General features: G+C 64.7%; 15 protein-coding genes. All 15 read right to left on the bottom strand.

Translation table 11 applies throughout. The features are described 5' to 3' along the window. Window positions 1-56: 56 nt before the first annotated feature. The 15 genes from LB520_RS05580 to flgF all read right to left on the bottom strand — a co-directional run bounded on the left by LB520_RS05580 (window position 57) and on the right by flgF (window position 11947). Complete coding sequence (locus LB520_RS05580) at window positions 57-1127, bottom strand: flagellin (protein ID WP_224524346.1); 1071 nt, start codon at window positions 1125-1127, stop codon at window positions 57-59. Between the two features lie 259 nt (window positions 1128-1386). Then, the gene (locus tag LB520_RS05575) at window positions 1387-2373 is read right to left on the bottom strand and encodes a flagellin (RefSeq protein WP_095766374.1); all 987 of its coding nucleotides are present in this window, start codon (window positions 2371-2373) and stop codon (window positions 1387-1389) included. A 244-nt stretch (window positions 2374-2617) separates the two neighbouring features. After that, window positions 2618-3349 carry a flagellar type III secretion system pore protein FliP gene (gene fliP / locus LB520_RS05570; protein ID WP_095766375.1) on the bottom strand — a complete coding sequence of 244 codons (732 nt, stop codon included), beginning with the start codon at window positions 3347-3349 and terminating at the stop codon, window positions 2618-2620. Then, entirely contained in the window at window positions 3346-3840 is a 495-nt protein-coding gene (gene fliL / locus LB520_RS05565; protein WP_095766376.1) for a flagellar basal body-associated protein FliL, read from the bottom strand. Before fliL ends, fliP begins: the two co-directional genes overlap by 4 nt. An 18-nt stretch (window positions 3841-3858) precedes the next feature. After that, a complete protein-coding gene (flgH, locus tag LB520_RS05560) occupies window positions 3859-4563 on the bottom strand; it encodes a flagellar basal body L-ring protein FlgH (protein ID WP_095766377.1) in 705 nt (234 codons plus the stop codon). Beyond that, entirely contained in the window at window positions 4560-5171 is a 612-nt protein-coding gene (locus LB520_RS05555; RefSeq protein ID WP_411969859.1) for a MotE family protein, read from the bottom strand. Before LB520_RS05555 ends, flgH begins: the two co-directional genes overlap by 4 nt. Before the next feature lie 2 nt (window positions 5172-5173). Continuing rightward, window positions 5174-6262 carry a flagellar basal body P-ring protein FlgI gene (locus LB520_RS05550; RefSeq protein ID WP_224636873.1) on the bottom strand — a complete coding sequence of 363 codons (1089 nt, stop codon included), beginning with the start codon at window positions 6260-6262 and terminating at the stop codon, window positions 5174-5176. A gap of 149 nt (window positions 6263-6411) precedes the next feature. Further along, window positions 6412-6933, bottom strand: a complete 522-nt coding sequence (gene flgA, locus LB520_RS05545; protein WP_224636739.1) for a flagellar basal body P-ring formation chaperone FlgA — start codon at window positions 6931-6933, stop codon at window positions 6412-6414. Window positions 6934-6939: 6 nt separating this feature from the next. Continuing rightward, window positions 6940-7728, bottom strand: a complete 789-nt coding sequence (gene flgG, locus LB520_RS05540; protein WP_095766381.1) for a flagellar basal-body rod protein FlgG — start codon at window positions 7726-7728, stop codon at window positions 6940-6942. A gap of 4 nt (window positions 7729-7732) precedes the next feature. Next, window positions 7733-8062 (bottom strand): flagellar hook-basal body complex protein FliE, encoded by a 330-nt coding sequence (locus LB520_RS05535; RefSeq protein WP_224636738.1) that lies wholly within the window; start codon window positions 8060-8062, stop codon window positions 7733-7735. Beyond that, a complete protein-coding gene (gene flgC, locus LB520_RS05530; RefSeq protein ID WP_095766383.1) occupies window positions 8062-8478 on the bottom strand; it encodes a flagellar basal body rod protein FlgC in 417 nt (138 codons plus the stop codon). Before flgC ends, LB520_RS05535 begins: the two co-directional genes overlap by 1 nt. A gap of 2 nt (window positions 8479-8480) precedes the next feature. After that, on the bottom strand, window positions 8481-8861 hold the full coding sequence (flgB, locus tag LB520_RS05525; RefSeq protein WP_140542872.1) for a flagellar basal body rod protein FlgB: 381 nt from the start codon (window positions 8859-8861) through the stop codon (window positions 8481-8483). A gap of 195 nt (window positions 8862-9056) precedes the next feature. Continuing rightward, window positions 9057-9833 carry a hypothetical protein gene (locus LB520_RS05520; RefSeq protein WP_224636737.1) on the bottom strand — a complete coding sequence of 259 codons (777 nt, stop codon included), beginning with the start codon at window positions 9831-9833 and terminating at the stop codon, window positions 9057-9059. After that, window positions 9814-11220 carry a flagellar protein export ATPase FliI gene (gene fliI / locus LB520_RS05515; protein ID WP_224636736.1) on the bottom strand — a complete coding sequence of 469 codons (1407 nt, stop codon included), beginning with the start codon at window positions 11218-11220 and terminating at the stop codon, window positions 9814-9816. Before fliI ends, LB520_RS05520 begins: the two co-directional genes overlap by 20 nt. Before the next feature lie 4 nt (window positions 11221-11224). Further along, a complete protein-coding gene (gene flgF / locus LB520_RS05510; protein WP_224543323.1) occupies window positions 11225-11947 on the bottom strand; it encodes a flagellar basal-body rod protein FlgF in 723 nt (240 codons plus the stop codon). Window positions 11948-11954: the final 7 nt, after the last annotated feature.

Genomic DNA, 11954 nt, shown 5'->3' with positions numbered 1-11954 from the left:
ACGAAAAAGGCCGCGCCCGAGGCGCGGCCTTTCGCCGGTCGGAATATTTCTGCCGATTAGCCGTTCTTGAATAGCGCCAGGATCGACTGAGAGGAGCTGTTGGCGATCGACAGCGACTGGATGCCGAGCTGCTGCTGCACCTGCAGCGCCTGAAGGCGGGTCGATTCCTTGTTCATGTCGGCATCGACGAGCTGGCCGACGCCGCGGTCGATGGAGTCCATCAGGCTCTGGGTGAAGGTCTTCTGCAGGTCGATCGAGCTCTTGGCGGCGCCGAGCACGGTGGCGGCGTCGGTAAGCTGACTCATGACGTTGTCGATCTTGGTGACCATCTGCGTGATGATGTCGTCGGTCACGCCCGTCGCCGTGATGTCGAGATTGAAGGCGGAGACGTTGTCGATCTTGACGGGCGAGCCCGACACAGCGGCCTGGCCCGCGGTGTTGGCGGCGATGTCGGTGGCGCCGCCGGCGATCGAGGCCGCGTAAGCGGCATCATATGCCGACTGGTCCGCGGCGGTGGAATAGATCGAAGTCTTGCGATCGAGAATGCCCTGGTTCTTGACGGCCGTCGCGAGGCCGGAATCGAATAGTTTGGTGCTCTCGACATTGATGTCGATGGTGCCGAGCGAGATGGCGCCGGACGAGGAGCGGTTGAACGAGGAGACGATCTGGGCGTCGGGCTGGACGCCGTCATTGGCGGCCGCGACTTGGGTTGACGTGACCGAAAGGTAATTCGAACCGGAGAAGGTGGCGGCATCGGCGAAGGATTTCATCTGCGCCTGCAGCGTGGTGATTTCGGTCTGCGTCTTGGCCTTGTTGGCACCCGATTGGCCGACAGCCGACAAAAGCTTTGTCTTGATCTGGCCGATCGTCGAAAGGACGTTGTTCATGCCGGTATAGGCGGTGTCGACCTTCGAGGCGCCGAGACCGAGCGCATCCTGCACAGTCGACAGCGCCGAATTGTCGGAGCGCATGGTGGTGGCGATCGACCAGTAGGCGGCGTTGTCGGAGGCCTCGGAGACCCGGTAGCCGGTCGAGATCCGGGCCTGCGTCTGCTCGAGCGATTTGTTGGTGGCGTTGAGGCTTTGAAGTGCAGTCAACGCCGCAGCGTTCGTCATGATGCTCGCCAAGAAACTCGCTCCTTCTCAAAAGCCGGCATGCCACGCAGGCCGGGTCTCGACCTGTCCATGGGTTGCGAATCGTGCCGGTCGGGCCGATTCGACAACCTAAGTGATTGGTTAACCATACCTAGCGCGATATGGTTAATGGCCTGTTAAAAGTAGGCTTCCGAGAGGTTAGGGAACGAGGGTTGCGCGAGCCTTGAGCAAACGCAAATCGGGCCGCGCTTTTGGCGCGGCCCGATGCTTTGGTCCGGTCAGTATGAAGCGATCAGCCGCGGAAGAGCGACAGGATCGACTGCGACGAGCCGTTGGCGATCGACAGCGCCTGGACGCCAAGCTGCTGCTGAACCTGCAGCGCCTGGAGGCGGGTCGATTCCTTATTCATGTCGGCATCGACGAGCTGGCCGACGCCGCGATCGATGGAGTCCATCAGGCTCGAGGTGAAGGTCTTCTGCAGGTTGATCGAGCTCTTGGCGGCGCCGAGCTTGGTGGCGGCGTTGGTCATGTCCTTGAGCGCGGCGTCGACGACGTTCATCATCTGCTGGATCTGAGCGTCGCTGGCAGCGGTGGTGCCCGAGAAGATGGCCAGGCTGGCAACCGAATAGGTATCGCCGGCTGCGGGAGCTGCACCCAAGGTCGGGTTCTGAGCCGTGGCGGTCGTCGCGCCGGTGGTGCCGAGGCGAGCCGCATCGAGGATACCCTTCGAGGTCGGGGCAGCGCCCGAGTCATAGAGCTTGATGCTTTCCACATTGACGTCGATCGTCGAGATCGAAACCGCGCCAGCGGCGCTGCGGTTGAAGGCCGAGACGATCTTGACGTCCGCCGCCGTGCCTGAAGCCGTCGAGACGGACAGCATGTTGGTGCCGGAGAAGGTGGCGCCGTCGGCATAGGCCTTCAGCTGCTTCTGAAGAGCGGCGATTTCGACCTGGGTCTTTTCCTTCGAAGCATCCGTCTGGCCGTAGGAAGCGGTCAGCTTCTGCTGGATCTGGTTGATGGTCGTGATCGCGCTGTCCATGCCGGTGTAGGCGGTGTCGACCTTCGAGGCGCCGAGGCCGAGCGCGTCCGAAACGGTGGACATGGCCTGGTTGTCGGAGCGCATCGTGGTGGCAATCGACCAGTAAGCGGCGTTGTCGGAAGCCTGGGAAACGCGATAACCCGTCGAGATGCGGGACTGGGTGGTGTCGAGGTTCTTCTGGGTGGCGTTCAAGCTCTGCAGCGCGGTCAGCGCCGAGGCATTGGTCATGATACTGGCCATGGTACTCGTACCTTATTTTTACACGGATTTTTTGACATACCGGCATGTCCGGTATGACGGTGCGGCATCATGCCAATGACCGCTCAATTGGGTCACCCGCCATCTGCAGGCGACTATGGCGGCAAGTTGCTACCAAAGACCTAAATCGGACGGTTAATCGAAAATAATGTTGGAAGATTTGCGCGCAGCTTGCTCAAGCTGTCGAGGCGTGGCGCGGCATGCTTGTGCGGTCCGGCGGGAACGATCAGGTGAAGGATCGTACCAGGCTGCCGACCAGAAGGTTCCAGCCGTCGATCAGCACGAAAAACAGGATCTTGAACGGCAGCGATACCACCGTCGGCGGCAGCATCATCATGCCCATGGCCATGGTGACGGTGGCAACGATCAGGTCGATGACGAGGAACGGCAGGACGATGAGGAAGCCAATCTCGAAGCCGCGGCGGATCTCCGAGATCATGAAGGCCGGCACCAGGATGCGCAGGTCGACAGTCTCGCGCGAGACGGTCTGGCCGCGCTCGCGAGCGAGGTCGGCGAAGAGGTCGAAATCCTTGTCGCGCACATTGTGCAGCATGAAGTCGCGGAACGGGCCGGAAATCTTCTCGAACGCCTCGCCCTGCGTGATCTGGTTGTCCATCAGCGGCTTGACGCCGGTGTTCCAGGCCTGGTCGAAGGTCGGCGCCATGACATAGAACGTCATGAACAGCGACAGCGAGATCAGGATCAGGTTGGCCGGCGTCGATTGCAGACCGATGCCGGCGCGCAGAATCGAGAAGGCGATGACGAAGCGGGTGAAGCTCGTCACCATGATCAAAAGGCCCGGGGCCACCGAGAGCACGGTGAGCAGGCCGAACATCTGAATCAGATAGCCGACGGTCGTGCCGTCGGCCTTGCCGATGCCGCCAAGATCGAGCTGCTGAGCCGCGGCGACGGAGGTGGTGACGACGATGAGCGCCGTGGCTATGAGGAACTTTCTCATTCGAGCAGCATCGTCCTGACGAGAACCTGTTTGACGTGGCCGCCGCTGCGCAGCGCCGCGCGCTCCTCGAGATCGGCCTTGAGATGCTGGTAGCCGCTGGCGCCTTCTATCTGATGCAGCTTGAGCGTGCGCACATAGGCGAGCAGGTCCTGGTGGATCTGCTCGGTCATCTCCTGCGGCTGCGGGGCATCGTAGAGCAGCGACGCCTCCAGCCGGATCCAGACTTCCGACGGCGAGGCGAGATTGGTGGTGATCGGCGCCAGCTGCACCAGCGCTGGCCCGGCGCCCACCTTGCCGCCTTCGGCGGGTTTTTCCGCGGCACCGGCGTTTTCCGGAGCTGCGGGCACCGCTGCCGGCGTTTCGCCTTGCTTGAGATAGCCGCCGGAAAGCCAACCCATGCCGACGGCCGCGCCGGTCATGGCCAACAGCATGGCGAGCTGGATCGCCAGGGAAGGTCCCTTCTTGGGCTGGATTTGCTCGACATTTGCCACGGCAGCGCTCTCCCGGCCCTAGAAAGGAAGAACCTGGTCGAGGATCTGCTGGCCATAGGCTGGCTGCTGGACCTCGCTCACACGGCCACGGCCGCCATAGGAAATGCGCGCCTCGGCGATGCGCTCGTAGGGGATGGTGTTTTCCGCGCCGATGTCGGACGGACGGACCATGCCGGCGATGGTCAGCACCCGAAGCTCGTAATTGACGCGGACCTCCTGCGAGCCCCTGATCATCAGATTGCCGTTGGGCAGCACGTCTGTGACGACGGCGGCGACATTGAGCTCGAGGTTTTCCGAGCGTTTGATCTCTCCGTCGGCATTGGTCTCGGTGCTGGAGCTCAGGCCGGCGTCGCCCTTGCCGCTGGTGCTTGCCTTTTCCCATCCGAGATTGATGTCATAGCCAAGCTTGCGCGCGGCGGTGCGGCTGCGGTCGTTCTGGTTCTTGAAATTGGCCTTGTCGTTGAGCCTGATGTTGACGGTCAGGATGTCGCCGGCGCGCAGCGCGCGCGGATCGGTAAACAGCCGGCTCTGGCGATCGTCCCACAGCGAGAATTTCTTCGGCCGGGAGACAGGCGGCTCGGGGTAGCTGTAAGGGCCGGAACCGCCTTCGCCGATGCCGGAGCCGACCGGCGACAAAGCGGGCTCCCTGCCGACCTCCCTGAGATCGGTACCGCAGCCGGCCAGGGTGGCGAGGGCGATCAGGGCTAGCAATTTCAACTTCATGACGGATCGACCCTTCGCGCCGCGCTGGCCATGATGCCGGTGAGCGTCGCCGCCGCCTTCTGGTCCATTTCGTTCAGGATAACGCCGGCCTTGCGCGAATCGAGCTTCATCAGGATGGCCGCCGCGAGCTCGGCGTTGACCATCGCCAGACGTTCGGCGGCGGCATCGGGCTTCATGCCGGCATAGATCTTGACGACGCCGTCCTCGGCACGCGCCAGGAACACCTCGCGGCGCTTCAGCCATTCCTCGTATTCGGCCCGCTTTGCCTCCAGCGCTTTCATGCGCTCGTCGATGCCGGCCTGCAGCTGCTTCAATTCCTCGGCCTGGAGAGCGTAGCGGCGGTCGCGCGCGGCGTCCGCGATGTTGGAACAGAAGCGCTGGATCTCGCTTTCGTCCGGCGCCTTGCCGCCTGCGAGCGCAGCCGGCTGAAGCGGCGCGTTTTCATGTGTGAGCTGTGCCGGCTGAACCGGCGCCTGACCGCCCGGCAACATCTGTCGTACCTCGTCCGCATGGGCAGCGGTGCCGCCAAGCAGAGCAACCATTGCTGCGATGGCCCGGAAGCTCAGGTGACGGCGGGGTGTTAGGGAGGAAAGCGCGATCATCGGCATGCCTATTGGAGAACCAGATCGGCCTGCAAGGCGCCGGCCGATTTGATGCCTTGCAGGATGGCGATGATGCCGTCGGGCTTCACGCCGAGGCGATTGAGGCCCGAGACCAGCGTTTCGAGGTCGGGACCGTCGAGCACGGCAACGCGGGCGTCGGGCCGGCTCGCCTCGATGGCGGTGAAGGGCTCGACGGCGGTGTGACCCTTGGAGAAGGGTTCCGGCTGAACCACCTTCGGCGCTTCGGTGATGCGCACGGTGAGGGTGCCGTGGCTGATCGCCACGCGCGAGATCCTGACATTGCTGCCGATGACGATGGTGCCGGTGCGCTCGTCGATGACGACGCGGGCAGGGGCGTCGGATTCGACGACGAGATTTTCGATCTCAGCATAAAAACGCGCGGCCGAGACATTCCTCGGCCGCCTGATCTGCACCGTGCGGGCATCGCGTTCGGCGGCGACCCGCATGCCGAAGCGCTGCGAGGTGTAGTCGTTGATGGCGTCGGCGATGCGAATGGCGGTCGAGAAATCGGGATTGCGCAATTGCAGCGTCAACACGCCCTGGTCATCGAACTCGGCCGGCACCGAGCGCTCGACGATGGCGCCGTTCGGCACGCGGCCGGCGGTCGGCACGCCTTGCGTCAACTGCTCGGCCTGGCCCTGGGCGGTGAAACCGCCGACGATCACCGAGCCCTGCCCGACGGCATAGATCTCGCCGTCGGCCGCCTTCAGCGGCGTCATCACCAGCGTGCCGCCGGCGAGCGAGGTGGCGTCGCCCATCGAGGAGACGTCGATGTCGATACGGCTGCCCGACTGGACGAAGGGCGGCATGTTGGCGGTGACGATGACGGCGGCCACGTTCTTGGCGCGCGCTCGGCCGTCTTCGGTGGCAATGCCGAGATTCTCCAGCATGGCCCGGATCGACTGTTCGGTGAACGGCGAGTTGCGCAGGCTGTCGCCGGTTCCGGCGAGGCCGATGACCAGACCATAGCCGACGAGCTGGTTGTCGCGCGCGCTCTGCAGCTGGGCGATGTCCTTGATGCGCGCCGCGACCTGACCGGGCGGCAGCGTGCTTGGCCCGGTCGAGACCCGGAACATGCGCTGGGTGGTGGCCGGATCGTATTCCGGATCGTCGTAGACACCGCCGTTTTTCTGCGCGAGCTCCCGCTTGGCCTTGGGCGTCAGCCCATCCGCGAATGCCGGCTGCAGGCCGATGGCGGCGCTCAGCAGAAGAACAAAGGCGCGCATCACGAAGCGCCGACCTTGATGGTGCCGTCGGCCATCACCGTGCCGGAGATGATCTTGCCGCTGTCGGTGTTGCGGATCTTGATCTGGTCACCGGCAGCACCTGGTTGCAGCGTAACGCCGGCGGCCGAAATGGTGAGCGAGCCGGCGGTGAAATAGACCTGGACGGAAGCGCCCTGCTCGACCAGCCAGGCGTCGCGGATGGCAGTCACCGGGATGTAGCGGCCGGGCAGCAGCGTGCGCTTGGCAACCTTGCCCTGAAGCTCCTCCGAGCGCGTCGCCATGCCGTCCGGCTTGTGCTTGCCGGGGATGAGCGTCACCTGCTTGAGCGAGGCGGGCTCGATGGTCTCGCCGGGATAGATGACCCGGTTGGGGATCAGCACGGCCTCGCCGACGGCCTGGCCGGCGGCGATCTGGTTTGCCGACTGGCCGGTCGGGTCCTGCGCCAAAGCCGGCGTGCCGGCGGCCACCAGGACGGTGGCCAGCACGGCGCGACGAAGTGCGGAGGAGATCGGCCAGGCCATCATCCGTTACCTGATGTTCTTTGAGACCACCGAGGCCATGTCATCGGCGGCCTGGATGACCTTGGAATTCATTTCGTAGGCGCGCTGCGCCGAAATCAGCTCGGTGATTTCCTTCACCGGATCGACGTTGGAGGATTCGAGATAGCCCTGCTGGATCGTGGCGAAGCCCGGATCGCCGGGGACGCCCACATTGGCCGGGCCTGAGGCGGCCGTTTCCTGGAAGAGGTTGTCGCCGAGCGGCGCCAGGCCCGCCTCGTTGGCGAAGTTGGCGATCTGAAGCTGGCCGAGCAGCTGGAGGTCGGTCTGGCCCTGGATGCGGGCGAAGACCTGGCCTGTCTTGTTGACGATCACCTCGACCGCGTCGGTCGGCACAGAGATGGCCGGAATGACATTGGCGCCGTCGACCGTCACGAGCTGCCCGGTGGCGTTGGTGTTGAAGGCGCCGGCGCGGCTGTAGAGCGTGGCTCCATCGGCGCCCTCGATCTGGAACCAGCCCCTGCCGGTCAACGCCAGGTCGAAGCTGTTGCCGGTGCTGGTCAGCTCGCCTTGCGTGTGGACGTTGCGCACCGCCGTCGTCTTGACGCCAAGACCGATCGAGACGCCTTCCGGCACCAGCGAGGTGTTGGAACGATTGGGCACCCCTTGGGTGCGGTCGACCTGGTAGAGCAGGTCGGAGAATTCGGCCCGCGCCCGCTTGTAGCCGGTGGTGTTGATGTTGGCGATGTTGTTGGCGATGACTTCCAGGTTGGTCTGCTGGGCATTCATGCCGGTGGCGGCGATGGCAAGGGCTTTCATGACGCTAGATACTCATGCGGCTGATTTCGAGATAGGCCGAGACGACCTTGTCGCGGATCGCGATGGTGGTCTGCAGCGCCTGCTGGGCGCTCAGCACCGCATCGACGACCTGGCGCGTATCGGCGTCGCCCTTCAGGGCCTGTATCGACATCTGCTCGGCGCCCTGCAGGGTGTTGACGGTCTTCGTCGCCGCTTGGCTGAGCACCTCGGCGAAGCTGCTGCCGACGCTTTCGCCGGCCTGCGTTCCGACGCCGCCCTGCAGCAGGTTCGGTGACGCCTGCTCCGCCCCATCAACCGCCGTCTTGAATTGTATTGCCCCGATACCGCCGATCATTACTGGTTCCTCATCAGGTCGATGGTCATGGAAATCAGATCGCGAGCCTGCTTGATGACCTGCAGGTTGGCTTCATAGGAGCGGTTCGCCTCGCTCATGTCGGCCATTTCGACCAACGTGTTGACATTGGGCATCTTGACGTACCCTTTGGCGTCGGCGGCTTCGTTGCCCGGCTGGAATTCGATCGGGAAGTCCGAAGGATCGCGGGAGATCGCGTTGACTTCCACCAGCGAGCCGCCGGTTGCGCGGTCGACCTCGGACTGGAAGGTGATGGTCTTGCGGCGATAGGGATCGGCGCCGGGCGTGCTGCCGGTCGACTGGGCGTTGGCAAGGTTCTCCGAGACCACGCGCAGCCGCTCGGACTGGGCGCCAAGGCCGGATGCCGCGACTTTGAGGGCTGCAGTCAGCGCATCCATGATCAGCTCTTCACCACCATCGTCATCATCGAGTGGAAGGCCTTGACGATCGCCGTGTTGAGCTCGAAGGAGCGGCGAACCTCGCCGGCTTTCATCAACTCCTGTTCGAGAACCACGGTGTTCTTCGACGGCATGATCGCGCCGTCAGGGTCCTCGGGCTTGACGTTGAAGCCGGCATTGGCCCTTTCGGCGCCAAGGTGGCCAGTCTGCGTGGCGGCAAGCGTCACCGCGGTCCGGTCGAGGACCTTTTCGAAGGGCTCGACGTCATTGGCGGTGTAGCCGGGCGTGTTGGCATTGGCGATGTTGGAGGCAATCGCCGACTGGCGCACGGCCAGCCATTGCGACTGCCGCGTGGCGAGATCGAAAAGATTTACGGGTTCCATGGGAATCTCCCGGGCAAGTACGCGCAAGACTAGGCGGCCAGTCTTGCGTGGACCTTGCGCGGGGTGGGCTTGCGCCCTGGAGCCGTATGATTTCAGGTCTATGGACCTGAAATCTGAATCCGCTTCTACATCAAGGAATAGAGCACGACGTCGTCCGAAAACCGCTTCACACTTTTCGGCATCATGCTCTAGCGGCTACTTCGAGAGCTGGATCACCTTGTCGGCGCTGGTGACGATCACCCATTTGCCGCCGCGCTGCTCGATCGAGGCGACGCGGCTGGAATCCGGCAGGACGGAGCCGCGCTGCACGATCCACAGACCGGTATCGTCCTCGATCATGGCGCGGCCGTTGGCGGCATGCACCATCTTGAATTCCGAAGCGGCGGCCGGGAAAGGCTGATCGCCGGGCGCCGGCGCGGGGTCGTCCTGCACCGTTCCGGTGGCAAACAGGTCGATATCGGCATTTGGAATGTCCTTGACCGTCAGCGGCCCGCTGCGTTCGGCCACAACGCCGCCGCCGTCGCGTCCGGAATTGCTGCCGCTGCCGCCGAACTTGATGGCCTGGACGCCGAACTGCTCCTGGTTGAAGAAGATGTACCAGGGAAACAGGGCGCAGATCAGCCCGAGCGTGATGCCGAGCGCGGCGATGACGAAATCGCTGCGGCGGTCCGCGCTCTTGTCGGCGAGGCGCGGGAACTGGGTTTTCGGCGGTTCCGGCCACTCGGTGCGGGGAAAAAGGCCATCGAGCAACGAATCGCGGCTGGCCTGTGCCATATCGGCGGTCGCCCTCGGCGGATGCGGCCTGTTGGCGCTGCTTAGAAGAGCCGTCGCCTTCTCCGTCCTGGCGCGCGCGGCTCTGTTCCTGGCAATTCTTGCTTCATCGGCAGCGGCTTTCTCAGCTGCCTCGGCCTCGGCAAGCATGTCGCGCAACATGCGCTCGGTGTATTGGAGCTCAGTCTCCTTGATCGCCATTCAGCTTCCCCTTGAGGTGGCGGGCGAGGTCGGCGAACGGATCGGCCGATGCGCGGTCTCTCGGCGATTGCGTGAGCGCCTCGTAGATCAGCGGCACCTGGCGCACCGCGATGTCGAGCTCGGCATCGGCGCCGCTCTGGTAAGCGCCCAGCAGACGGATGTCGCGCGTGTCCTCGAAGCGCGCGATCATCGATTTCAGCCTTGTCACCAGCATGCGCTGCTCCGCGCTCCAAGCCTTGTCGGCGAGGCGCGAGATCGACGACAGCGGATTGACCGGCGGATAACGACCCTGCTCGGCAAGTGCGCGGTCGAGCACGACATGGCCGTCGAGGATGCCGCGCACCGAATCGGCGACCGGATCGTTATGGTCGTCGCCGTCGACCAGCACGGAAATGATGGCGGTGATCGAACCCTTGCCTTCGGCCCCCGGCCCGGCTCGCTCGAGCAGCTTCGGCAGGTCGGTGAACACCGAGGCCGGATAGCCGCGCGCGACCGGCGGCTCGCCGGTTCCGGTCGCCACCTCACGCAGCGCATGGGCGAAGCGGGTGATGGAATCCAGCACCAGCAGCACGCGATGGCCCTGGTCGCGGAAATGCTCTGCCACGCACATGGCGGTGTCGGGCGCGCGCCGGCGCATCATGGCGCTTTCGTCGCTGGTGGCGACGACGGCGACGGTCTTGGCCATGCTGTGGGCGCCGATCGTATCCTCGAGGAATTCGCGCACCTCGCGGCCGCGCTCGCCGATCAGCGCCACGACCACCGTATCGAAGGCCTCGGCGCCGGCCAGCATCGCAAGCAGCGTCGACTTGCCGACGCCGGAGCCGGCGAAGATGCCGAGCCGCTGGCCGAAGCAGAGCGGCGTGAAGATGTCTATGACCCTGACGCCGGTGAGGAAGCCGGTGCCGACGCGCTGACGTGCCAAGGCGCCGGGTGTCGCCCCGTCCGCAGCACCGGCGGCATTCGGCCTGATCAGCGGCGGTCCGCCGTCGATGACCCGCGTCAAGGCATCGATGGCGCGCCCGCGCCAGGAGACATGCGGTGCGACCGCGAGCGGGCCGCGGCGGAAAACGACGTCGCCGATGCCGGCGTCGGCGCTGCGTTCGAAAGGCGCGACCACCACCTCGTCGCTGCCGATCTTGACGATCTCGCCGCGGCGTGCGCCGGCCTTGCCGCGCTGCTCGACGATGTCGCCGAGCCTGGCAATCCCGGACAGGCCGCGGACCTTGTAATGCGTCGGCGATATCTCGGCGACGCGGCCGCCGCGTGAAAGCAGCGCCTGCGGATCGTCGAACCGCCGCCAGACGCGTTCGAGCGCGGCCAGCCTGTCGGTCCGTTCGGTGGCCGCCGGGCTGTCGGAAGCGCGCAACAGGGACGAGCCGGTCGTCATGCCGTCACTTCGAGCCGAGCGTCTTGATCGCGTCGTCGGTGGAGGAATCGGCCTGCCGCATCAGCGCCGCCGTGTTCTCGAAAGCGCGCTGCACCTGGATCAGCCGAGTCATTTCCAGCACCGGGTTGACGTTCGACTCTTCCAGAAACCCTTGGGCGATACCGACGTCCGAGCGGTCGGTGACGGGTTCGGGCGTGCGCGCCGGAACGACACCCGAATTGCCATAGCGGACGAAATTCTCGCCGGGGTCGAAATTGTAGAGGCCGATCGCGCCGACCAGTTGATCGTTCTGTCTGAGCGAGCCGTCGGCGCCTGCCTTGGGCGGGCCGTTGCGCGGATCGAGCTGGATCGGAGCGCCGCCGCCGTCCAGGACGGGGTAGCCTTCGATCGACATCAATTCGCCGTTCTCGTTCATGGAGAAGCGGCCGTCGCGCGTCATCACCGTGCCGGCGGGCGTCTCGATGGCGAACCAGGCGTCGCCCTGGACGGCGAAGTCGAACGGGTTGCCGGTTTCGGTCAGCGCGCCATGCGCGCCGGAAAGATAGGTCTTGCCGGAAGAGGCGAAGGAAACCGACTTCGGCCCGGTGCCCGAGACCACGTCCTCGAACTTCACGCCGGTGGCGCGAAAGCCGATGGTCGAGGCGTTGGCGACGTTGTCGGCTATGGTGTCGAGACGGCGCTCGAGCGCGATCTGAGAGGAAAGGGCGACGTAAAGGCTGTCCTGCATGATCTTC

This window comes from Mesorhizobium sp. CA12, assembly GCF_020165255.1.
In the GTDB taxonomy this organism is placed as follows: Bacteria; Pseudomonadota; Alphaproteobacteria; order Rhizobiales; family Rhizobiaceae; genus Mesorhizobium.
Note: the sequence above shows the minus strand (reverse complement) of the source record. Positions and strands in the feature narration are given on the sequence as shown.